Source organism: Intestinibaculum porci (genome assembly GCF_003925875.1).
Classification (GTDB): Bacteria; Bacillota_I; Bacilli_A; order Erysipelotrichales; family Coprobacillaceae; genus Intestinibaculum; species Intestinibaculum porci.
Window position 1 is genome coordinate 423,354 of record NZ_AP019309.1, and the last position, 23,863, is coordinate 447,216.

Here is a 23,863-nt window from a genome sequence, read left to right on the forward strand (position 1 = left end):
TCTGATTTTACTAAATTGATTGCTAATCATGAAAAAAGATTGTAGCGAAAAATGTGGAACTTCGCACCTCACATTTCTGTGAAGGACTTATTTCCACATTTTTTTGATTACTTTTTCTTTAAAACTGAAGGCTTTAACTCCACCTTGTCTTTATCGATCTGGCTATAGCCTTTGCACTTTAGAGCCTCATAGATCTCCGGCATCATGAAAGCCGTGTTTTCATAGAGACTTCTGCCGCCATAAAGCTTGCGGGAGTAGGAGTTGATATTATTAACGGCTCTGTTAAGGACCTCCTGACTTACAAGCCCAAGCTTGCGGAGATCCTTTTTCTTAGGGCAGATATATCTTAAAACAAGATGCTCGTTCTCAAGTGATCCCTTCTGATTTGAATGCATCGCATCACAGTAGAAGATTCGGCATGTTCCTGACTCTCTGTCTTCGAATTCATCGGCCAGTGAGAACTCACTGCCTCTGTCAGTCAGGATAGACCCTATATTATTAATAAATACATCCGGGCCAAGCAGTTTTTCAATATAGTCAAGGCCATTCACCATCTCCTCAGCTGTTTTTTCATCATGATAGACGGCAAGAAATACACCGCCTGGCATGATCTTAAAAGTCTGAATAAACGGGCCGTTAGAAACATCATTATAAACGGTATCCATAAGGATATAGCCGACAGGATGATCAATTGCCTGCTCGCTATCAGGCCGTTCTGCACCATCATAGAGCTTAACGCTATGATTGATGCTGTACTGTGCGGCCACAAGGGGGTTGTATTCAAGAAAGTCCTTGAATGTTCTTCCGGTTAAATAGCCGCTGTCCTTGCGCTTTCTGTACTGGTTAGCGCGTACCTTAGGCATCTTTCTTCTCTTTACCTGGTTTCTGAGCGCCAGGCTATTGATTCCAAACTGTTCAAATGCACCCTGCTCAATATAGTTGTACAGGCACTTTTCGGAAATTTTGAGCTCAGGATGCTCGTTAAGAATTGCATACGGTGACTTGCCCTGTTCAAGCTCAGGCTTGATGATATCAGCCATCCACTGAGCCTCTGAATAGGTGAGGTTGAAGCCCATTCTCGAATCCCTAAGCATATATTCGTATGCTCTTTGGGCCACATCTGCTCTGTAGTAGTATTTTGAGAATCTGCAGCTGGGGGCTTTGGTGCAGCCGTTGCAGACGCCCGGTGATCTGTCCCTTTGATTGCATTTAAACAGGGTGTAGTCAGTGCATTCCATGAACACCTCATGGCTGGTTCTGCACTCCCGTCCTCTTGTGCACTTTTTGTAGTTGGCGCAGTCAAAGGGTGCCTTACTTGGCGATCCTGAAGGAGTTCTGTGATTCCGAATTTCCTTAGCGACGGTAGTTGGATCTTTATGAATGGTCTTGGCAATTTGGGCCTTATTAAGGCCGCTCTTGAGACCTGCTTCAATCTTTTCTCGAAGCTCATAAGTTATGTGCTTCTGATATCCTATGGGCTTTTTAGCGGCTCTTTCCATTCTTATCACCTTCCTGCATTACTGTTTGGTAGCAGTAATCAATTAATGTGTAGGGATAGAGTCTTCTCATTAATGCGTCCTCTTCGACTTCTGAAAGCTTTCTGCAACGTTTTTTGCCTTTCGAAGGGCGCATAGTCCCATTGATTTCTCGGCTATTGTTCTTAATAGCCGCCTTCTTTGTGATATTTGACATGTTTAATGCCACCTCCTTGATATTTTTCCTATTTTTTGGCGGTTTCCCGCTTCTTTACAAAGAAGTTTAACACCGTCAGGGCTGATTCACATTTTTCCCATGTTGGTAATGGGCAGGCAACATCATCGCGGAGGAAGCTGTTTTTTACGCAATCTTTGGTGAGACCTTTAGTAACGGTCATGAAACTGTTTTGATAGAAATCTTTGAAGTGATCAGCGATAAATGAGCATATAAGATTAGAAAGCAAATTATCACTCATTTTATTGATCTTAGGGGTTGCATAAAGATATTCCAGGAGTGCTCTAAGCCGACCATGAAAATCCTCAAGGCTGCTGTCGCCGTGAAAGATCTGATGCAGGTATAGAAGGATATCAAAAAGGTTTTCACGCATAAAAGGGATAATTCCCAGCGGAAACACGGCATGAGTTTTATGAAGGCTTTTGGAGTAGATGCGCTGAAGCTGAAATTCATAAGGAGTATCGTTAATGTTTACGATCTTCTTGTAATGCCCGAATTTTATCCAGTCATGTGCGTTCTCATCAGAAAAATCGGGTATTGTTCTCACAATATCCTCTGCAGAGAAGGTGTTCATGATATATGAATAGGTGGCGTTGATGAAAAGCATGATGTCATAAGCAAGTTCAGTTGATGAAAGGCAAGCTTCATAAAGCTTTTTAACCAGTCTGGAAAAGAATCTGTTATCAGAGCGCACTAAAAGGGCAACGGAAAAGTTATTGTTCCATAAGTGGTTATTTGTGCAGTCAGGAAAGACGTGCTCAGGCTTCTGCTCTGCACTAGAAGAATTTCTAATGAGCGCTTTGAAGCATGAGGAAATCTTATCATTGAAGGAAAAGGAACCATCACATAAATTCATATTTAAACTTTTATACTTGAAAACAGGCGTGGTGTGTATTACTATCATATTGTCTTGTTGGACAGATGATGAGAAGCTTTTCCAGGGCATTAACTCATCATCTTTTTTTGTCCTTACCTCCAAATCGAATTTAGTTTAACACTTTAATATCATGATAATTTTATCACATTTTAAAATAACTGAATAACTAAATTCATAAAAAACATAAGGATTAATAAGTGAATGATAGAATTCACGTTAGAAATATCTAACTGGAATTTCGAAAATCAATTGACGGCATTTCAGGACATAAACGACGCATTAACAAGTACTTGCAATTTTAATGATTTTAGTTATAATATAGGCGATAGAGCCCACCACGCATAAGGCGGAGACGTACTGCGGACCACGGTTGGGACTTTTTTTTGGAGAAATTTATGTCTACAAGCATTTCACAACCTTTAAAACCTGCACTTACCTACAATCAGCAGATAGAACGACTTAAAGTAATACACAAACTAACAATTTCAGATGATGCTTTGGCCCTACGTATCCTTGTACAAGTGAATTACTATCGTCTCAGTGCTTATGGTATTGGCTTAAAGAAAGCATCAAACCCAGAGGAGTACCGCGATGATATTACTTTGGAGCATATTTTCCGATTATATTGTTTTGATAGTGAGTTCCGCAATAACATAATTCATATTGTTGAACAACTAGAGATTATGCTACGTACCCGAATATCATATTATCTTGGAATTACATACGGTCCTGAAGGATATACTGATGTCAGAAATTTTATTGACAAGCAGGATCGACAAGGACAATCTATCCATAGTAAAATAATGGAATCATTAAAGAGAGATAGAGCACAATAAGAATTTACCATTGGTGAAACACCATTTGGAAACATATGGTGGACATTTTCCGATTTGGGTAGCTGTTGAAATCATGACATTTGGCAACATTGCCTCTCTCTTTGATATTATGAAGACAGAAGATAAGAAAGAAATTTCTATATTATTTGGAACGTCACCAAGTCATTTAAAAAGTTGGATATTGGCTCTCGTTGAAATCAGAAATATTTGTGCTCATTATAACCGATTGTATAACATGCCATTAAAGCAAACACCTTTCCTTTATAGAGAAAACCGTAAATATCGTAATGAACAAAACAAAGTATTTCCAATAGTTCTCGTAATAAAGCGAATGCTTTGTGCTAATGAGCAATGGGAATCTTTCCTGAAAGATATAAACAAAACCATGAATAAATATAGAGATGTAGTCGTTCTTTCATTTATAGGATTTCCGTCGGAGTGGTATGAAATTCTATCTGCACCGTTGATAAATAAATGATCTTCACTCGCTCTATTCTTTGGTTTCGGTATAAAAAGCAATAAATACACAAAAAGATAAGTAAATCAAGCAGACGTGCTATTATTCACGATCTTATTGATTTTATCCTACACAAGTCGGGAAGCTAATTATAATCAGCCTTATATTGCTGCTCACAGTGCTTTAATTTTTAGCGATTATATAAAGAAGAAATAAATGTGAACCTCCCGCGGCTTTAGCCGTGGGAGGTTCACGGCTGTGACTACAGTCGCATGAGAAACAAATTCAGATGCCCAATGTGGCGTCATAACCGCGGATCCAAAAAATTGAAGGATGCCCGTATGACAACTGCAGTGATTCATCATTTGGACGCGTTGTCTACACCTGCATGAAGGATAACCCAAGATACTTTGGGTCGGTTCCTAGAAAAAGTCAGAAATTCAAGGACATCTATAAGAACCGTACCTGCACAGAAAGAATCAATAACCGTGTTCTCAATGACTATCACCTGCAGGACATGAGAGTAAGAGACTATGCCAAGGTAGCATTCTTCATGCATATAGTCTGCATTAACATCCATCTGGATGCATGGATTAAGCGGGATAAGACTAAAATTCATGAAAAAGATAAGAGTTTAGAAGTGAATAATAGAATTCACGTTAGAAATATCTAACTGGAATTTCGGAAATCAATTGACGTAACAGACAAAACTGTGTTACTATTCACGGTTAGATATAGTTGATATATAAAGTTGTACCTAAAAAGAGCACGGAACGGTGCCCGTGATACGGCCTTGTTTTAATTGTAGTAAAGAGGTATGTAAAATGTATACACAGCGAAATGAAGCATGATGTTAAATCTGATTTCAGGTAATGGCTATGATACCTTATTCCACCATTATAACGGTTTGTCGATTCTCAGGAGAGATCTTCCCCTGAGAATATTTCTTTTACCGTTATTGGATCACCTTCATAAAGTCGTATCATTGCATAGATCTCATTTATTCCGTTTTTCCTGCAGGTTTCTATATACGTTTTGGCATCTGCGTAATACTGAGCGTTTTGAATATTTTGGAACTGTCCTGATGATCGCATATGGCTTTTTACGACTCTAAGTCCGCGTTCTGCGCAATTATTGGTTGTCGGAAGAGTGAAATCATTTACCCAAGCAAAGTAATTATCATAATAATCACGTATACGCTTAATTAGCGTCTTCTCGGATCTTCCAAAGTATGCATCATAATCTTTTTTGTTTCTCTTTTCCGCTCGGTTGAGTATATCATTAACTTTTTTGTTAAAGTTTTCAATAAATTCATCACTAAAGCGAGTCTCTCCCTTGTTTATGGCTTCTTTGCGTTTGTGGATGGTATCGGAAATAAGATCTTTCAGTTCCATAAGCTCATCATGTTTTGTATCAATAGCGATTTTTTTGAGGTCACGCTGAAGGTGCTGATTGCATTCAAGGTTGCCAAACTTGAATTTAGCGTTATAGTTCACTTTATTGTGATCATGCATCGTTTTTTGCTCTTCAGTGAGTAGTGTTAGGACTTTGTCTTCTTCAATCCCTTCAAGATCTTTCTTCTCATGAGCCGTATAATATGAGAGTGTTTCATCTCCGTAAAAGCGCAGGCAGCCTTTCTTTGTATTAATATTGATAACAGTGTCATCCCAATATACGAGAGTTCTTTGGAGCATTAGATTCTTTAAAACTATACGGAACTCAGATAACTTTTTTGATGCAATCATAGGAAGTTTTGCAAGGTAGCCTTCTGACGGACTTATTTCTCCGTTTGTGATCCCCTCAAAAAAGGTTTTAACCTTGTTAATAGGAACATTGCAGGTATTCATTAGCGATAAGCCAACGGCCTGTACTGCCGTCCCATAGTGACAGGCTGATCTTTCATTAGGCTTCAGGCCAAGAAAAAATGTAGTCCCGCAGCTTCCGCATTTGTATTGATAGAAAACCTTTTTGAGGTTTATAGGCTTGATGCTAATAGTTTTCTCATATACAGCTTTAGTTTTGCCGGTGAAAACAAGTTCATGAGAACCACATTTCGGACACTCAGTTGCATCATCTGCCACATATTCAATTTCTTCGTCAATATCATCAGGAATACCGAGTTCACTTTTAGAATGTCCTGGCTGACCTCCAATTTTTCTGTCAGTAGGCTCTCTGGAATTGATGCTTGAGTTATATTTTGCTTTTCCTATAGGAGTAGACGCAGTAGGAATACCAACGGTAGTTGAGTCATGATTGCTTATGGCATTAAGATATTCAATCTTGTCTTTCAGTCTGTTAATTTCATCATTAAGATTTCTAATCATTTCATCTTTTTCAAGACAAAGCTGCTTTAATTTTGCGATTCTGTTATCCCTGTATTCAAGCTTCTGTTTTTTGGATTTCAGTTCTTCATTACAATCGTAAAGTCTTGTTTTAAGGTCACCAATCTTTTTGCATGCTTTATCATATTTTACTGATAGTGTTCCTAAAGAATCCATTGATTTACTCCTTGTTAATCATCATTATTAAGAATTGATTCAATTCTATTGATCTTGCTGGTAAGCTTTCTATTAGCCGCCTTAAGCTGTTTGATCTCATCATCTCTGCTTGCAATAATTTTTTGCATATCCTCAACCATCTTTTTATAGGTTCTTCTGCCGCTTGCTTTTTCTTCATTTTCAGCTGTATTTTTATCAGGATTAGGCTTTCTCCCTCGCTTTTTGCTTGAAGGAATAATTTCTCCAGTTTCCTCGTCTACAACGCCAAGGTATTTGCGTTTTGCTCTAGGCTGTTTGAGCTCAGGATTCCAAACTGAAACAGATTCATAAGCATATTTCTTGCCAGTTTTCTTGTTTGTCACATAAACAATTGCCATCTTTTCTCACCCCCTTGTTACTATATACAGTATATCATATAACTAGCTTAAAATAAATAGTAATTTACATATAATTTAAATTTATTAGAGACTATGTTTGCTGAAATTATCAAGAAAAAGAGAATACTTTTTTGGTTGTCAGGAATAAGACACTTGAATTGTTAATACATGACTATAAATCACTTTAAAAGTTATAATAAAAGGGTATCCCATATATGGATATACCCCTAAATAAAGACATTATTCAATTTTTAATCTTTCAGCACTGTGAATAGTAACAAAACTGTCAAAAAAAATCAAAAAAACTATTGCATATCTCCTGGGGCCATGGTAATATATACGAGCACCAAGGGTGATGCCTGTTTAGCTCAGTTGGTTAGAGCATCTGACTGTTAATCAGGGGGTCGTAGGTTCGAGTCCTACAACAGGCGCCAGTGGCGGATTGGAGAAACGGTTAACTCACATGCCTTTCACGCATGCATTCACGGGTTCGAATCCCGTATCCGTCACCACAAAATGGAGGCTTAGCTCAGTTGGGAGAGCGTCTGCCTTACAAGCAGAGGGTCAGCGGTTCGAGCCCGTTAGCCTCCACCATTATTTTTAAGCAAGCCGGCTTAGCTCAATTGGTAGAGCAACTGACTTGTAATCAGTAGGTTGTGGGTTCAAGTCCTATAGCCGGCACCACAATGACTCGCTAGCTCAGTTGGTAGAGCATCTGACTTTTAATCAGAGGGTCAGGGGTTCGAATCCCCTGCGAGTCACCATCTTTTTTTATGCGGGTGTGGTGAAATTGGCAGACACGCTAGACTTAGGATCTAGTGCTTCGGCGTGCAGGTTCAAGTCCTGTCACCCGCACCATTCACAACATATTATGACTCGCTAGCTCAGTTGGTAGAGCATCTGACTTTTAATCAGAGGGTCAGGGGTTCGAATCCCCTGCGAGTCACCATTCCTAAAACGACATTCCTTCGGGAATGTTTTTTTTATACATTTTCTCATTATATGTGACAAAATTGTCACATATAGAAATATTAGGCGCAGGACAAGTGAGGTCTTTTCTTCTATGATAGGGGTGAAGAAAAAAGGAGAGATAAAAAATGAAAGTACTCGAAATTAAAAATATTCAGAAATACTATGGTACGAAGTCTAATGTAACAAAAGCCTTAAACGATTTATCCTTTGATGTAGAACAGGGCGAATTTGTGGCCATTATGGGTGCTTCCGGCAGCGGGAAGACGACTTTGTTGAACTGCGTTTCTACGATTGATCGTGTCACCAGCGGTCATATCCTTATTAATAATCATGATATTACAGCGTTAAAGCCGAAACAGTTATCAAAATTCAGAAGAGAACAGTTAGGTTTTATCTTCCAGGATTTCAACTTAATTGATACCTTAACAGCTTATGAAAATATCTCTTTAGCGTTATCCATTCAGCATAAAGAAAAAGATATGAAAGAAAAGATTCATGCATTAGCGAAAGAATTAGATATTGAACAGGTCTTAGACAAATATCCTTATGAGATGTCAGGGGGACAGAAACAGCGTGTCGCCGCCGAAAGGGCGTTGATTACTTCCCCATCGATGATTTTAGCGGATGAACCAACCGGTGCGTTAGATTCTCGTTCTTCTAAGGTGATGTTAGAGAAGATGGCATTAATGAACAAAACGCATAAAGCCACAATCTTAATGGTGACCCATGATGCTTTAGCGGCTTCTTATGGCAGCCGTGTCATCTTTATCAAAGATGGTCAGATCTTCCATGAAATCTATAAAGGAAATGATGATCGTAAAACATTCTTTAATAAGATTATTGAAGTAGAAAGTGTTCTTGGTGGTGATCTCAATGATTTATAAAATTGCCTACAACAATATGAAAAAAAGTATCAAAGACTATGCCGTATACTTCTTTACAGTTATGTTAGGGGTGGCGGTCTTCTATGTCTTCAATGCCATTGGCAGTCAGAGTGCAATGTTAAAGATTACGAAGTCTTCTTCCGATATGATTAAGATGATGACCGGTATTTTATCGGGGGTCAGTGTCCTGGTATCGATTGTTTTAGGGTTCCTTATTGTCTATGCCAATTCTTTCTTAATCAAACGAAGAAGAAAAGAATTTGGGGTCTATATGATTCTTGGCATGAGCAAGAAGAAAGTGTCTTATATCTTGTTTATTGAAACCTTATTAGTTGGGCTGATTTCACTAGGTGCTGGTTTGGTCATTGGCGGTTTATTATCTCAGCTGATGGGCTTAGCCGTGGCTAAAATGTTTGCGGCGAATATGACTGCTTATCGCTTTACGTTCTCATTTCCCGCAATGCTTAAAACGATAGAATACTTTGGAATTATGTATTTATTCGTCATGATTTTTAATACAATTTCTATTTCCAAAGCGCAGATTATTACCTTATTACGTAAGAAAGAAAATCAGAGTATGAAAATGCGTAATCCGCTTCTTTGTACGATGATCTTTATAGCGGGGGCTATGATCTTAGGTTATGCGTATGCGATGGTTATTGACTATAATCGTTTAGTGAAACTGATAGATGCCACTGGTAATACTGGCAGCGGCTTACTTATTCCGATTGGGATGGGGATGGTTTCGACCTTCATGATTTTCTATTCGGTTTCTTCTTTAGCGACGCAGTTCATTAAGAAGACCAAGAGCTACTGGAAAGGGTTAAACAGTTTTACTTTTAAACAGTTATCTTCGCAGATCCATACGATGACCGTCTCTTTATCGATTATTTCGATTCTGTTATTTATTACGATTACAATCTTAGGGACCGCTTCAAGTATGACCGCCTCCCTTAACAATAGTTATAAAGAAAATACCGTGGCGGATTTCTCTTATACAGCCTGGCATGCCAAATCTGACTTTCCGACGGTCTTAAAGAAGAATGGCTTTGACGTCAATAAAGAATTCAAAAACTATGTCAATGTCCGTGCATATAATTTGTCAGAACAGGAATTTGGTTATAAGCAGCTATTAGGCAGTCATACCAAAGGTTATGAAAAATGGACGAAGATGTTGATGCAGTGGAATGCCATGAGCATTTCTGATTACAATAAATTAGCCAAAATGTATCATCATAAACAGTATACGTTAGGAAAAAATCAGTACATGATGATTTGTGATTATGAACCTTCTGGTCGTGTGCTGAATGCAGGATTAAAATATAAACCTGCCATTACCATCAAAGGGCATTCATTACAGGCTGCTTATGATCATTATCAGACTGGATTTATTGAAATGTCTGCTGGTTATAACATCGGTATTTTAATTGTACCTGATCATGTATTAACGGGCTCAGACTATAAACAGGTGTTAGCTGGCAACTATGCCGGGAAGCATAAACAGGCCACTGAAGATCGTTTAATGGCTGTTCTTAAAAAGAGCAAAACAACAACCAAAAATTTTGATTATACCTATTCAACAAAGATTATCAATATTCAAAATACTGTGGGCATTGGGGCTTTAGTGACCTTTGTCGGAATGTATATTGGAATTGTCTTCCTGATTACTTCTGCAGCGATTCTGGCCTTAAAGACCTTGTCTCAAATGATTGATTCTACTTCACGTTATGAAGTCTTACGGAAGATGGGAACAGAAGAAAGCATGATGAATCATTCAATCCTAAAACAGGTCTTAGTCTTATTCATCTTCCCGCTTATTTTAGCCATCATTCATTCCGTTGCCGGGATGAAGTTTAGCAGTGTCATTCTTTCTAGCAGCGGCTTTAAAGCTGATATTCATACAACCTGGCTCGTCTTTGCGGCGTTAGCTGTCATCTATGGCGGCTATATCTTTGTCACCTATCAGATGAGTAAAAATATCTGTAATACTTCTAAAACAACCATTCATTAATGTTTAAGACCGTTTCGACGGTCTTTTAACGATATGGAAAAGATTTCACAAAAAATAGCTAGACGGATAGAAGATAATTTGATAGGATGAATAAGAATTTAATAAGTGAAATGAAGTTCATAGGAAATGGAGAAATCCTACCGAAGGAGTAACGCTCTCAGGTATCGTCATGATGAGGACTATGAATGGATCACAACTCTGGAGAATCTCAGGAAATGAGTGCCGAAGGTGCAACGCGTTAAACGCTGAATCTCTCAGGCCAAAGGACAGAGTCATATGGTAAGCAATCATTGTTTATTGTATTTCATGTTATTCTCAAGAGGGCAATAAGTTCAGGAAGGAATTATTATGTGGAGTACAATTAACAATTTTTTAGTATCTATTGATAACTTCGTGTGGGGAATCCCCCTGATGGCCCTGATTCTGGTAGGCGGTATTTTACTGACTGTCAGAATGGGAGGAATGCAGTTTAAAAGACTGCCTTTAGCTTTTAAGTACATGTTTGAAAAAGAAGAAGACGGTGAAGGCGAAGTCACCAGCTTTGCAGCATTATGTACCGCTTTATCAGCGACCATTGGGACTGGCAATATTGTCGGCGTAGCCACAGCTGTCATGGCTGGCGGTCCCGGTGCGATCTTCTGGCTGATTGTCGCAGCCTGCTTTGGTATGGCAACGAAATATGCCGAAGGGTTCTTAGCCGTTAAATATCGTAAAGTGGACAAAGATGGCCATAGCTTAGGGGGCCCTTTCTATTATATTGAACGCGGAATGGGAGAAAAGTGGAAACCGCTCGCTAAGATGTTTGCTTTCTTTGGCGTGTGTGTTGGTTTATTTGGCATTGGGACATTCTCTCAGGTGAATGGGATCTCTAGTGCTGTGCAAAACTTCTTTGATCCTAAAAACGCCCATGCCATTACCATTCCTTTTGTGGGCACTTATTCTATTGCCATTGTGATCACTTCCATTGTTTTAACGATCTGCGTGGCCGGCGTCTTATTAGGCGGTCTTAAACGCATCGCGCAGGTTTCTGAAGTCATTGTCCCATTTATGGCAGCGACTTATATCATCTGTGTCGTCTTATTAATCGTAACGAATATTTCTAAAGTGCCAGAAGCTGTATCCATTATTGTTCAGGGGGCTTTCAATCCTAGCGCAATAACTGGCGGGGCGATTGGTTCGATGATTATCGTCATGCAAAAAGGGATCGCTCGCGGGATCTTCTCTAATGAAGCGGGTTTAGGCTCGGCTCCGATTGCGGCGGCTGCGGCTAAAACAAAAGAACCGGTTCGTCAGGGTTTAGTATCGATGACGGGTACCTTTATTGATACGATTGTTATTTGTACCATGACGGGTATTTCAATTGTTTTAACGGGAGCCTGGAAAGTTAAAGGCTTAGAAGGGGTTCAGGTGACTACTTATGCTTTTGCCCATGGTTTACCATTTCCATCAAGAGTGGCAAGCTTCCTGTTAATGTTATGTTTAGTATTCTTTGCCTTTACGACGATCTTAGGCTGGGATTACTACTCTGAAAGATGTTTAGAATATTTAGTGGGGAATAAGAAGATCGCGTTAAAGATCTTCCGTTATGCCTATATCTTATGTGTTTTCGCCGGTCCTTATATGACGGTGGAAGCGGTTTGGACGATTGCGGATATCTTTAATGGCTTGATGGCGATTCCTAATATGATTGCCATTTATGCCTTAAATGGAGAGGTTGTAGCTGAGACCAAAGCTTACTTTGCGAAAATGGTGCGTGCCCGTAAATTATCCCCGGCAGAAGAATAAAAATTGCTGGTGTAGTCAATAATTTGACTACACTTTTTATTTAGACAATATTTGTTTTGAAAACTGTTTCACATTTCGATAATTGATTAATATCGTAACTAATATTTTAAAAAAAGCTAATTATAGTTGACATAAAGTGGATACACGGTATAATAAGAGTCATCAATCAGGGAGATTGAAAGGGGAAATGTCTATGAAATTCAAAAATCTTCTTACTTGCGTAGCAGTAGCCTCAATGATGGTTGGCTGCAGTAACTCTGGAACTAAGAGCAGTGCCAACGGTACTGTCAAAGCACCTAAGTTTGGCTTTATTGGTCCATTAACTGGTGATGCTTCTCAGTATGGTACTGCCGTAAAGAATGCCTTAAAATTAGCAATCAAAGAATATAACAAGGCTCATGGTACTAAAATTACTGCTGTTTACTATGATGACAAAGCTGATGCCACTGAAGCCGTCAATGCTTATAACAAGCTCGTTGATGAAGATAAAGTAACGGCGATTCTTTCACCAGTTACAACTGCTTCATGTTTAGCTGTCGCTTCCGCTGCAAAAACTAAGGGTACACCAATCTTAACACCTTCAGGAACTGGTGATAAGATCACTATGGATGGAGATAAAGCTTATTCTAACGTCTTCAGAATCTGTACAAATGACTCATATGCTGGTACTTATTTAGCAAAATTATGTAAGACTAAATTCCATTACAAGAAAGTAGCCATCCTTTATAATAAGGAACTTGACTACTCTACTGGTTTAAATAATGCCTTCATTAAAGAAGCAAAGAATCAGAATGTCAAAGTGAAGTACAATGGTGCTTATAATGCCAATACAAAAGACTTCTCTACATTCATCTCAAAGATCAAAGCTTCTGGTGCTGATTCTGTATACTTACCAGACTACTATGAAACTGTTGTGACGATCACAAAACAGTTAAGAGATGCTGGTATCAACTTACCATTATTCGGTGGTGACGGCTGGGATGGTGTCCTTGGCGTTAAAGGTGTGAATGCGAAGAACTTCGAAAACACTTACTATGTATCAGGTTTCGATAAAGATGCGACAACTGGTCCAGCAAAGAAATTCGTTGATGCATACACGAAAGAATATGGTTCTACACCTAACATGTTCGCAGCTATGGAATATGATGCATTAAACGTTATGATGGAAGCTATCAATAATGCTAAATCTACTGATTCTACAAAGATCTGCAATGCTCTTGCAAAAATCAAAGTCACAAGCGCAGCCTGCGGTGCCTTCACTTACAACAAATATCATAACCCAATCAAGGATATGGCAATCGTTACTGTTAAGAAAGGTAAATACGTTACAGTTAAATAACGCAATGTTTTGATGAAAGGAGAGTTCATCTCTCCTTTTTTAAATATTAGGGGAGGAAATAGTATGGACTTTTTAAACCAGATCATTAATGGTCTTTCAACTGGTTCCATGTATGCCTTAGTAGCCATTGGTTACACGATGGTTTACGGGATCGGTAAAATGATCAACTTCGCCCATGGTGAAATCATCATGGTCTCGGCTTATATTGCCCTGATCTGTATCTCGACATTCCATTTGCCAGCAGTGGTCGCAGTGTTAATCTCGATCGTTTTAACGGCATTACTGGGGGTTGTGACAGAAAAGGTTGCCTATAAGCCACTTCGTGGTAAAGGCTCATTGGAAGTATTAATTACCGCCATCGGTGTCTCTTACTTACTGCAGAACATTTTCTTATTAGCATTCACGTCTAGCGGACGTACATTCCCACAGATTATGCCATCTGGTGATATTAAATTTGGTGGCTTATCAATCTCTTACATTACTATTATTACATTAATTATATCAGCTATTTGTACAGCTTTATTACTGGTATTCATTAATAAAACCAAATTAGGAAAAGCCATGTTAGCTGTTTCGGAAGATAATGGCGCTGCCTCTTTAATGGGGATCAACGTGTCTTCGACAATCTCTTTAGCCTTCGCGATCGGTTCTGGTTTAGGGGCTGTCGCAGGGACCATCTATGGCTGTAAATTTTCATTAATCAACCCATACATCGGTCAGATGTTAGGGATCAAAGCCTTCATCGCAGCCGTTTTAGGCGGAATCGGTTCGATTCCTGGGGCGATGATCGGGGGCTTAATGATCGGGGTTGCCGAATCCTTAACCATTGCCTACATCTCATCAGATTTCTCTGATGCCGTTGTCTTTGGAATCTTAATTTTAATCTTAATCATTAAACCAGCTGGTTTATTTGGTTCAAATGTCCGAGAGAAGGTGTAAATGATGAAAAAGAAATTAGTACGTCAGATCATTATGCAGGTTGTCATTTATGTCGTTGCCTTCATCATTTTCCAGGTTCTCATGGGAACGGGTGTGATCAACAGCTTCTGGCAGGGGATCTTCTTACTTTGCGGCATTAACATTATCTTAGCCGTATCCCTGAACTTAGCGACTGGTTACTTAGGACAGTTAACGTTAGGACATGCTGGCTTTATGTCTGTCGGCGCTTATACGAGTGCCTTATTATCTATTCATTTAGGGTTACCATTCCCTATTACCCTGATTATCGGCGCATTAGCGGCGGGGGTTGTCGGGTTATTAATCGGTATTCCAATCTTACGATTAAAAGGTGACTACCTCTGTATCATCACCTTAGCTTTCAACGAAATCATCCGTGTCATCATGGTCAACTTAAACATCACCAATGGGGCTAAAGGCTTAATTGGGACTCCTAATGAAACAACATTTGGCTGGGTGTTCTGGCTGATGGCCTTAACGATTTTCGTTGTCTATTCCATTGTCCATTCTCGTCATGGTCGTGCCATCATCGCCATCCGTGAAGATGATACGGCTTCTGAATTATCCGGCATTAACAATGTCTACTACAAAATCTTAGCCTTCGCTATTTCCGCTTTATTTGCCGGCTTAGCAGGCGGGTTATATTCACACTATATCGGTGTCTTAGTACCGAAATATTTCGACTACAATAAATCTGTCGAAATCCTCGTTATGGTCGTATTAGGCGGTATGGGGAACTTAACGGGTTCCATCATTGCGGCTGTCGCATTAACGATTATCCCATCATTATTAATGAGCTTCTCGCAGTATCGTATGCTTATCTATGCGATCGTCTTAATCGCTGCGATGTTATTAAAGCATAGTGATGCCGGGATCGCTTTACGTGCTAAGCTGCCAAGCTTCCACAGAAAGAATCCGGAGGTGAGTGAATAATGAGTAACACACCATTATTAAAAACAGAAGGTTTAGGCATCCAGTTTGGGGGCTTAAAAGCCGTTGATGAATTCAACTTTGAAATTGATCATGGTCAATTATTTGGTTTGATCGGTCCTAACGGGGCTGGGAAAACGACCATCTTCAACTTGTTAACTGGGGTTTATACACCAACAAGTGGTCAGATCTTATTTGAAGGTCAGTCTTTAGCACATAAATCCCCAACCAAAATCACCGAATTAGGCATTGCCCGTACTTTTCAGAATATCCGTTTATTCAAAGAAATGAGCGTTATTGATAACGTTAAAGTCGGCTTGCATCATTCTGAAGAATACAACTTATTAAGTGCCATCTTCCATACCCCAAGTTATTTCAAAGGGGAAGAAAAGATGGATCAGGATGCGCGTAAACTCTTAGCGGTCTTTGGCTTAGAAGCATACGCAGATGTAAAAGCTTCGAACTTACCATACGGGAAACAGCGTCAGCTGGAAATTGCCCGCGCATTAGGCACGAATCCAAAGTTATTATTACTCGATGAACCAGCTGCGGGGATGAACCCAACGGAAACGGCAGAATTAATGAAAACCATTGAATTAGTAAGAGAAAAGTTCAATGTTGCAATTCTGTTAATCGAACATGATATGAAACTAGTCATGGGGATCTGTGAAAAGATTGCCGTTCTGAACTTCGGAACGATGTTAGCTTTCGATACCCCTGACAAGATTAAAAACAATCCAGATGTCATTGAAGCTTATCTGGGCAGTGATGACTAGAAAGGTGGATGGAAAAAAATGTTGCTAAATGTAAAAGATCTGGAAGTCCATTATGGTGTCATCAAAGCCATTAAAGGCATTTCCTTCTCCGTTAACGAAGGAGAAATCGTGGCCTTAATCGGTGCGAACGGTGCCGGGAAAACGTCTACGATGCATGCGATCTCTGGCTTACTGAACTCTAAAAGCGGTCTGATTGAATTTGATGGCAAAGATATTTCCAAAATGCCGGCGCATAAGATTGTCGGCTTACACTTAGCCCAGGTACCTGAAGGCCGTCGTGTCTTCGCGCAGTTAAGTGTTGAAACCAACTTGGAAATGGGCGCTTACTTAAGAAATGATAATAAGATTGATGCCGATATCCAGCATATCTATGAACTGTTCCCACGTTTAAAAGAACGTCGCAAACAGTTAGCGGGGACCCTGTCCGGCGGGGAACAGCAGATGTTAGCGATGGGGCGTGCCCTGATGTCAAAACCAAAGCTGTTATTGCTTGATGAACCATCAATGGGGTTATCACCAATCTTAGTCAATGAAATCTTTGATATCATCAAAACCGTCAATGAAAAAGAAGGCGTAACTGTTTTATTAGTAGAACAGAATGCCTCTAAAGCATTACAAATTGCGGATAAAGCCTATGTTCTTGAAACAGGGAATATTACCGTTTCCGGCAATGCCAAAGAAGTGGCTAACAACCCACGTGTCCGTGAAGCATACCTTGGATAAAAAGTGTTTTTCGAAACACTTTTTTCTTTCCCTGGAAAAATATCATTTTCTTCCTTATTTTCTATAAAATAAAAGTGAGGTGATATTATGCAAACAATCCATGTGGGATTTATTGGGGCTGGGAAAAGTACCCACCGTTACCAGGCGCCCTTTATTTTAAGACGGCCAGAGAAGTTTACTATAACCAAAATCTTTGCCCGTCATTTAGATCATATAAAGTGGGAAAAGATTCCTGGTGTCACTTACACCGATGACTTAGAAGCTGTGCTTGCGGATGAGAATATTGATCTGATTGTCGTTTCGACACCAGTCATGCATTATGAATATACTAAGATGGCTTTAGAACATGGAAAAAACGTTGTCTGTGAAAAACCATTTACAGATACATATAAGCAGGCTAAAGAACTTTTTGATCTCGCTAAGGAAAAGCATTTGCTTTGCATGGCTATTCAGAATCGTCGCTTTGACAGTGACTTTTTAACCACGCAAAAGGTTATAGAATCAGGCTTATTAGGCAATATTTTAGAAGTGAATATGTGCTATGACTACTATCGCCCTGATGTCCCTTTAAACGCGCATCATTTTGATCCTTATCATGGCTATCTTTATGGTCATGCCTGCCATACCTTAGATCAGGCCCTTTCTTATTTTGGCATGCCGAAGAATCATCACTTTGAAGTGCGTCAGTTACTTGGCAAAGGGCGGATGAATGATTACTTTGATTTAGATTTATTTTATGATAAAGGCTTAAAAGTATCAGTTCAGTCTTCTTATTTCCGCGTCAAAGCGCGGCCACGTTTCACCGTCTATGGCACGAAGGGAACTTTTATTAAACAAAGCGAAGATCGTCAGGAATTTGATCTTAAACGATTCTATATGCCAACCCCTGATCATCCTGATTTTGGCATTGATTTACCAAGTGATTATGGCACTGTTTATTATTATGATGACCATGGGGATTATCATGAAGAAGTCATTAAACCTGTGAATGGTGATTATGCCCGCTATTATGATGCCGTTTATGATTCATTAGTCAATGAGGCACCATTATTAGTCAAACCAGAAGAAACGCTCACGCAGTTAGCCTTTCTTGAAGAAGGCATTAAGCAGTGCTTTTAGAGATCTAGTACGTTATAATAGGGGTATAAGGAGGAAGAAAGATGGATCATCAGATTTATGATTACTTACATCCCGATGCCCGTTTTATTCGTAAAATGGTCTTCATGAAAGAACAGGGCTTTCAAAATGAGTTCGATGATATTGATGAAAAAGCGAAGCATATCGTGATTTATTCGCAGAATAATCCCGTTGCCACCTGTCGTTTCTATGAAAAAGATGGGAAGTATTATATTGGCCGCATCTGCGTCCTGATCGAATACCGCGGGGCTCATTTAGGCTCTCAATTATTAGACTATGCCATTGAGGCATTAAAAGAAGAGACGGATGAAGTGTATTTATCTGCTCAGGTAAGAGCGCAGGCTTTTTATGAAAATAATGGCTTTAGTGCTTTTGGCGAACCTTATGATGATGAAGGCGTTCCACATATCCAAATGAAAAAGGCGATTCGTTAGGAATCGTCTTTTAATTAATTTTATCAATCTTTTTCGCAATCGCATTACCGATGATCTGGAAGATTTCCACCAGCAGCATTAACAGAATAACCGCTACCCACATCGTTAATTCTTCACGACGATAGTAACCGTAACGGATGGCAATATCACCAAGACCGCCGCCGCCGACAGCGCCAGCCATTGCGGAATAACCTAAGATCGTCGCAAAGACAATCGTTGCTCCAGAAACTAAGGAAGTTCTTGCTTCAACCATTAAGACATGGATGATAATCTGCCAGTTGGTGGCACCCATGGACTGCGCCGCTTCGACAACACCGGGATCGACTTCTTTTAAAGAAGATTCAACCATGCGGGCGATAAATGGGAAGGCTGAGACAGTTAATGGGACACAAGTCGCCATTGTTCCATAAGATTTTCCCACAATAATACGGGTTAAAGGAATAATGACAACTAATAAAATTAAGAATGGCACCGAACGTAAGATGTTCGTAATAAAGTCTAAGACGCGATAGACTTTGGCATTAGGTTTTAACCCATTATCATCCGTGACAGTCAGGACAATTCCTAATGGCGTTCCGATGACATAGCCTAAAACGGTTGAGACAATAACCATGATGAGGGTTTCTCCAACCCCTTGAATAATCATATTAATGGTAGAACTATCCATTGATCTGCACCTCCTCAACTGCTAATCCTCTTTCTTTGAAGTAAGCCACAATATCACTCGCTTGCTCTTCAGGTAAACCAACGATCATTTCTCCTACGGCAATGTTTTTCACATTTTTCGTGGTTGCCCCTAAGATATTAATCGGGGTATTGAACTTGAGAATCGCATTGGCAATAACTGGTTCAAAGGCTGACTGATGATCGAAGGTGAGACGATAAATCGTTTTGGTTTTGAGTTCTTCTAAACCTGCTCCTTTGACATCTTTTAAGACCAAACGACGGCCGACATCACTTTGTGGATGCGCGAAGATTTCAGATACCAGGCCACATTCCTGCACTTCACCGTTTTCCATGATAGCGACGTGTTTACAAATATCAGAGACAACATTCATCGCATGGGTGATGATCACAATCGTGATGCCCATCTTTTCATTAATATCTTTTAATAATTCTAAAATCTGCGTTGTTGTCGCTGGGTCTAAGGCACTGGTCGCTTCATCACACAGTAAGATTTCTGGATCACTTGCGAGCGCGCGGGCGATCGCTACACGCTGCTGCTGGCCGCCAGAAAGCTTCGCTGGATAGGTTTTGGCTTTATCCGCTAAACCCACTAACGCTAGTAAATCCTTCGCTTTTTTCTCTGCTTCGTCATTTTTGACGCCGGCTAAGCGTAATGGAAAACAAACGTTATCTAAAACACTTTTCTGCATTAATAAGTTGAATGACTGGAAGATCATTGAGATCTTCTTACGTTCACTGCGTAACTCTTTTTCACTCAATGAACTGAGTTTTGTCCCTTGGACAATCACTTCCCCAGAAGTTGGACGCTCTAAGAAGTTGAGGCATCGTACTAACGTACTTTTCCCCGCTCCTGACATCCCAATGATCCCAAAAATATCACCTTTCTCAATAGAAAGATTGACATTTTTCAGAGCATGAACTTGTCCTTCTTCAGTGGAGAATGTTTTCGAGACATTGACAATATCTATTTCTGCCATATCAAATTTCCCCCTTTGTATGTATCATAACCATTAATATGGCTATAGTACCAAGCTATGACACATTCGTCAATGAATAAGACTATTTCTATAAACTATAACACGTTATTAATAGCGTCTGCATTTCAGGCTGCTGAGCATGATTTTTGGGAAAATGATTGACTTGAGGGAGAATTATGGTAGAATATTTATGCTGCTCGAGTGGTGGAATGGTAGACACGCTAGTTTCAGGTACTAGTGGTTTATGCCGTGTGGGTTCAAATCCCATCTCGAGCACCATCTTAGTGATAAACTGCTGGGTTTCCGGCAGTTTTTTTATATTGATTTAATAATAGAATTATAAGTTTTTTTACATGGATTTTGTTTCATAAATAGATTAAAATAAATATAGAGTTCATGAGAATTATTACATTCATAAATATGATTTATATGAGACCAAAAAGTGGCCCGGAAAGGAATACTTATGGAAAGTGCAACCAGTTTATTTCCTACAGAAGTGAAAGAGACATTAGAAAAACTAGATTCCGCATTTGCCATTTATCAGTATTATGACGGAGTGATTCGTGTTTTAGTCGTATCCAATGGTTTGATTCATCTGATGGAGCCGGGAATGACAAGAGAAAAAGCTGTCAAAAGAATGGAGATGAATGCAGAAAAGCATACGCATCCTGATGATCAGGAACGTGTGGAAGCGGAAATTCAATCTTATATCCGTGGAGAAAGCAATGGTTTAGATATTATTTATCGTAAGCGTCTGTATGGCAAGGATGCTTATGCCATGTTACATGCCAAAGGTTCTGATCAGATTATTAACGGGCAGCGCATTGTTTTGATCGGTTATGATGATATGACTGCTGTTTTAGATAAAGAATCAAGTGTGCAGGGGGCATATGAGAAGTCTTTATTTCAGGTTGTTGATAACCGGGTGGATGCCTTTGCGATTATCAATTCGGATACCTTTAAAATCGAAATAAGCAATCAGGCCATGAATACATTGCTTAAGAAAGGACATCATAATACCGTTTATTTCACAAATGTCCTTATTGACGCAAAAGGGCAGCCTATTGATTTGCATAATGTGATTTATCATCATGGGGGAATTGTTTCGGCAAGCGGCTATGATAAAGATATGATTCTTCATGTCAGTGCGATCACCTGGCATCATCAGCCGCGTCTGATGATTCATTTGCGGCCATTTGATTTCTACTACTATGATGCGATGACTAAATTACCGAATATGACGTATTTACGCTCTGAGAGTCAGAGTATTTTGAATGAGGCTTTTGATCGCTACGCGCATCCGATTGTTCTTTTTCTAGATGTGCGCGCTATGAAGGGGTATAACCATACCTATGGCTTTACGGCTGGGGATCGCTTATTAAGCGATCTTGCCCGCATTATTGAAAGAACTTTTCCGCAGGATTATGTTTTTAAGTTCTCGGAAGATCACTTTGTCGTGATCACGGGGGATGATCAGCTAACCGAGCGACTGAGGCAAGTAGAAAAACAGATAGAAACGGCAGGACGCGGTTTATCGACCAATGTCCGTGGGGGTATCTGTTATTTAACGAAAGATGTCAAAGATATTATGAGTGCCTGTGATCAGGCAAAATTAGCTTGTGACGCGATCAAATCAGAACCTAATGAGTTATTCCGTATCTATGATGAATCACTCACCAGACATGCCGAGATCTATGATTTTGTTATTGAACATCTTGATGACGCTTTGAAACATCATGACATAAAAGTCTATTATCAGCCGGTTATTCGCACCTTAACCGGGCAGTTATGTTCAATGGAAGCTTTAAGCCGCTGGGATGATCCCCATTATGGAATGCTCAATCCAGGTGATTTTATCAGTGCCTTAGAAGAAACCCATCAGATTGTCCATTTAGATCTTTATGTTATTAAACAGATCTGTATGGATATGCGTAATGCGATGAATCTAGGGCTAAGTGTTGTTCCAGTATCATTTAACTTATCCCGCTTAGACTTTATCACCAGTGATATTTTTACTGAAGTGGAGCGAACCTTAGCCCAGTATCAGATTCCGCGTTCGATGATTTATATCGAGATCACCGAATCAATCATTGCCAACAGCAGTTATGTGCGGGATCAGGTTACACGTTTTAAAGATGCAGGCTATCAGGTATGGATGGATGACTTTGGCTCAGGTTACTCTTCCCTGAACTTATTAAAAGACTATGACTTTGATGAGCTAAAGTTAGATATGGCTTTTATGTCCAGCTTTACGAAACGTTCAAAGGATATTATCACCTCAGTGGTCGCGATGGCGAAAAAGATTGGGATCCAAACCTTGGCCGAAGGGGTGGAAACCAAAGAGCAGTTTGATTTCTTAAAAGAAATCGGCTGTGAAAAAGTGCAGGGTTATTATTTTGGCAAGCCGATGCCGAAAAATACGCTGCGTGAACATTTAAAACACCATCAGATCACCATCGAAAAGAGGGAAGAAATGGATTACTATCGCCAGGCTGGGGCAATCGAACTCACCAAAGCCGATGCGCTCGCGCTCTTAGAAAAAGAAGCGCATGGTTATCATTATCTCTACTATAATAAAGCCTATATGGATCTTGCTAAGCAGTTTGGCTATAGTCAAAGCTTTGAGGATTATGATGCTCTGCAAAATTATTTTGATAGCTTAAAAGCTCAGGATAGTCGTGATGGCACCATTACGACGGTTTCTATGGAAAAAGGCTATATGCTTTTCCTCAATGTCCGGAAGGTGGTCAGCTGTAAAGAGAAATCCATCTTTGAATTAAGTATTGATGCAGCCTACATGGATGATCGTCATCACTATATCAAAGGTTTAAACAGCTTTGTGACGGAGATGGTCCAGCTTTATGATATTGTAAATATCGTCCATCTCAATGAAAATTATGTCGATGGCTTTATCGAAAAAGGCGCGCTTTTTGAATCAGGTATTAACCGTAAACAAAATGTGGATGATTTCCGCTTATCTTATGCCCATCGCTTTGTTCATCCTGATGATCAAAAGCGGTATCTGGACTTTGTGGAAAGTCATTCTTTAGTCAATCGCATTCGTGATGCCAAGTATGGCACGATCAGTGATCGCTTCCGCACGTACAATGAAAAAAATAGACGGTATGAATGGAAACTCTATACCGAATTACTGCTCCCAAGAGAGAACCAGAATATTGTGATGGAACTGATTAAGACATCCATCATGGAAGAAAATGAAAATTGGAAATTAGGATAAGATTTGACCTCAATTCTTAAGAATTAGGGTCTTTTTTATAAGAAATTCTTAAGAAATAGCACTTTTTTAATACTAATTTTTTAAGAACTTCTTAAGATAAAATTAAGAAATAACCCTAAAATTGCTTATGAAAATGCAAAAAAATGGCTAAAAATGCCAACATTTTATGAAAATGTGGGAAAATTGCTTGACGAATCAAAGATTTTGGGTACAATGGAGGCATCTTAAGAAATACTTAAGAAATTTGAAAGAAAAACT

General features: G+C 39.5%; 20 protein-coding genes, 8 tRNA genes and 1 riboswitch. Of the genes, 21 read left to right on the forward strand and 7 right to left on the reverse strand.

Going from position 1 to position 23,863, the window contains the following annotated elements; all coding sequences use genetic code 11:
- Window positions 1-107: 107 nt before the first annotated feature.
- The 3 genes from SG0102_RS02080 to SG0102_RS02090 are packed head-to-tail and all read right to left on the reverse strand — an operon-like array spanning window position 108 to window position 2,566.
- Window positions 108-1,499 (reverse strand): helix-turn-helix domain-containing protein, encoded by a 1,392-nt coding sequence (locus tag SG0102_RS02080; protein WP_125118421.1) that lies wholly within the window; start codon window positions 1,497-1,499, stop codon window positions 108-110.
- A complete protein-coding gene (locus SG0102_RS02085) occupies window positions 1,483-1,692 on the reverse strand; it encodes a hypothetical protein (RefSeq protein WP_125118138.1) in 210 nt (69 codons plus the stop codon). The genes SG0102_RS02080 and SG0102_RS02085 overlap by 17 nt, the downstream gene beginning before the upstream one ends.
- 28 nt (window positions 1,693-1,720) lie before the next feature.
- Window positions 1,721-2,566, reverse strand: a complete 846-nt coding sequence (locus SG0102_RS02090) for a hypothetical protein (protein ID WP_125118422.1) — start codon at window positions 2,564-2,566, stop codon at window positions 1,721-1,723.
- 416 nt (window positions 2,567-2,982) lie between these two features.
- On the opposite strand from SG0102_RS02090, the gene SG0102_RS15810 reads away from it, so the two are divergent.
- Both SG0102_RS15810 and SG0102_RS15815 read left to right on the forward strand, forming a co-directional pair.
- Entirely contained in the window at window positions 2,983-3,423 is a 441-nt protein-coding gene (locus SG0102_RS15810; protein WP_197715060.1) for an Abi family protein, read from the forward strand.
- 25 nt (window positions 3,424-3,448) lie between these two features.
- Window positions 3,449-3,901 carry an Abi family protein gene (locus tag SG0102_RS15815; protein WP_197715061.1) on the forward strand — a complete coding sequence of 151 codons (453 nt, stop codon included), beginning with the start codon at window positions 3,449-3,451 and terminating at the stop codon, window positions 3,899-3,901.
- Between the two features lie 896 nt (window positions 3,902-4,797).
- Here the strand turns inward: SG0102_RS15815 and SG0102_RS02100 are convergent.
- Together SG0102_RS02100 and SG0102_RS02105 are read right to left on the reverse strand one after the other, a co-directional pair.
- The gene (locus SG0102_RS02100; protein ID WP_125118089.1) at window positions 4,798-6,378 is read right to left on the reverse strand and encodes an IS66 family transposase; all 1,581 of its coding nucleotides are present in this window, start codon (window positions 6,376-6,378) and stop codon (window positions 4,798-4,800) included.
- A 14-nt stretch (window positions 6,379-6,392) separates the two neighbouring features.
- A complete protein-coding gene (locus SG0102_RS02105; protein ID WP_125118090.1) occupies window positions 6,393-6,755 on the reverse strand; it encodes a hypothetical protein in 363 nt (120 codons plus the stop codon).
- Window positions 6,756-7,112: 357 nt separating this feature from the next.
- On the opposite strand from SG0102_RS02105, the gene SG0102_RS02110 reads away from it, so the two are divergent.
- The 17 genes from SG0102_RS02110 to SG0102_RS02190 all read left to right on the forward strand — a co-directional run bounded on the left by SG0102_RS02110 (window position 7,113) and on the right by SG0102_RS02190 (window position 18,703).
- Window positions 7,113-7,189 (forward strand) — tRNA-Asn (locus SG0102_RS02110).
- A 2-nt stretch (window positions 7,190-7,191) separates the two neighbouring features.
- Window positions 7,192-7,267, forward strand: a tRNA-Glu gene (locus tag SG0102_RS02115).
- 6 nt (window positions 7,268-7,273) lie between these two features.
- Window positions 7,274-7,349 (forward strand) — tRNA-Val (locus tag SG0102_RS02120).
- Between the two features lie 14 nt (window positions 7,350-7,363).
- A tRNA-Thr gene (locus SG0102_RS02125) sits at window positions 7,364-7,439 on the forward strand.
- 4 nt (window positions 7,440-7,443) lie between these two features.
- Window positions 7,444-7,519 (forward strand) — tRNA-Lys (locus SG0102_RS02130).
- 11 nt (window positions 7,520-7,530) lie between these two features.
- Window positions 7,531-7,613, forward strand: a tRNA-Leu gene (locus tag SG0102_RS02135).
- A 15-nt stretch (window positions 7,614-7,628) separates the two neighbouring features.
- A tRNA-Lys gene (locus tag SG0102_RS02140) sits at window positions 7,629-7,704 on the forward strand.
- A gap of 148 nt (window positions 7,705-7,852) precedes the next feature.
- A complete protein-coding gene (locus tag SG0102_RS02145) occupies window positions 7,853-8,611 on the forward strand; it encodes an ABC transporter ATP-binding protein (RefSeq protein WP_125118423.1) in 759 nt (252 codons plus the stop codon).
- Complete coding sequence (locus SG0102_RS02150; RefSeq protein ID WP_125118424.1) at window positions 8,601-10,622, forward strand: ABC transporter permease; 2,022 nt, start codon at window positions 8,601-8,603, stop codon at window positions 10,620-10,622. The genes SG0102_RS02145 and SG0102_RS02150 overlap by 11 nt, the downstream gene beginning before the upstream one ends.
- A gap of 188 nt (window positions 10,623-10,810) precedes the next feature.
- A riboswitch (glycine riboswitch) is annotated at window positions 10,811-10,902 on the forward strand.
- A gap of 68 nt (window positions 10,903-10,970) precedes the next feature.
- Complete coding sequence (locus SG0102_RS02155; protein ID WP_125118425.1) at window positions 10,971-12,407, forward strand: alanine/glycine:cation symporter family protein; 1,437 nt, start codon at window positions 10,971-10,973, stop codon at window positions 12,405-12,407.
- A gap of 193 nt (window positions 12,408-12,600) precedes the next feature.
- Window positions 12,601-13,746 carry an ABC transporter substrate-binding protein gene (locus SG0102_RS02160; RefSeq protein ID WP_125118426.1) on the forward strand — a complete coding sequence of 382 codons (1,146 nt, stop codon included), beginning with the start codon at window positions 12,601-12,603 and terminating at the stop codon, window positions 13,744-13,746.
- A gap of 63 nt (window positions 13,747-13,809) precedes the next feature.
- A complete protein-coding gene (locus SG0102_RS02165; protein ID WP_125118427.1) occupies window positions 13,810-14,685 on the forward strand; it encodes a branched-chain amino acid ABC transporter permease in 876 nt (291 codons plus the stop codon).
- The gene (locus SG0102_RS02170) at window positions 14,686-15,636 is read left to right on the forward strand and encodes a branched-chain amino acid ABC transporter permease (RefSeq protein ID WP_231999842.1); all 951 of its coding nucleotides are present in this window, start codon (window positions 14,686-14,688) and stop codon (window positions 15,634-15,636) included.
- The gene (locus SG0102_RS02175) at window positions 15,636-16,409 is read left to right on the forward strand and encodes an ABC transporter ATP-binding protein (protein ID WP_125118428.1); all 774 of its coding nucleotides are present in this window, start codon (window positions 15,636-15,638) and stop codon (window positions 16,407-16,409) included. The genes SG0102_RS02170 and SG0102_RS02175 overlap by 1 nt, the downstream gene beginning before the upstream one ends.
- 21 nt (window positions 16,410-16,430) lie before the next feature.
- Entirely contained in the window at window positions 16,431-17,132 is a 702-nt protein-coding gene (locus SG0102_RS02180) for an ABC transporter ATP-binding protein (RefSeq protein ID WP_197715095.1), read from the forward strand.
- Between the two features lie 87 nt (window positions 17,133-17,219).
- The gene (locus tag SG0102_RS02185; protein ID WP_125118430.1) at window positions 17,220-18,251 is read left to right on the forward strand and encodes a Gfo/Idh/MocA family oxidoreductase; all 1,032 of its coding nucleotides are present in this window, start codon (window positions 17,220-17,222) and stop codon (window positions 18,249-18,251) included.
- A gap of 41 nt (window positions 18,252-18,292) precedes the next feature.
- Window positions 18,293-18,703, forward strand: a complete 411-nt coding sequence (locus tag SG0102_RS02190) for a GNAT family N-acetyltransferase (protein WP_125118431.1) — start codon at window positions 18,293-18,295, stop codon at window positions 18,701-18,703.
- 10 nt (window positions 18,704-18,713) lie between these two features.
- On the opposite strand, the gene SG0102_RS02195 is transcribed toward SG0102_RS02190, so the two are convergent.
- Together SG0102_RS02195 and SG0102_RS02200 are read right to left on the reverse strand one after the other, a co-directional pair.
- On the reverse strand, window positions 18,714-19,370 hold the full coding sequence (locus SG0102_RS02195; protein ID WP_125118432.1) for a methionine ABC transporter permease: 657 nt from the start codon (window positions 19,368-19,370) through the stop codon (window positions 18,714-18,716).
- Entirely contained in the window at window positions 19,363-20,367 is a 1,005-nt protein-coding gene (locus tag SG0102_RS02200; RefSeq protein ID WP_125118433.1) for a methionine ABC transporter ATP-binding protein, read from the reverse strand. The genes SG0102_RS02195 and SG0102_RS02200 overlap by 8 nt, the downstream gene beginning before the upstream one ends.
- Before the next feature lie 195 nt (window positions 20,368-20,562).
- Here SG0102_RS02200 and SG0102_RS02205 point away from each other — a divergent pair.
- Window positions 20,563-20,646 (forward strand) — tRNA-Leu (locus SG0102_RS02205).
- A gap of 184 nt (window positions 20,647-20,830) precedes the next feature.
- Window positions 20,831-23,605, forward strand: a complete 2,775-nt coding sequence (locus SG0102_RS02210) for a putative bifunctional diguanylate cyclase/phosphodiesterase (protein ID WP_125118434.1) — start codon at window positions 20,831-20,833, stop codon at window positions 23,603-23,605.
- The last annotated feature ends 258 nt before the right edge of the window (window positions 23,606-23,863 follow it).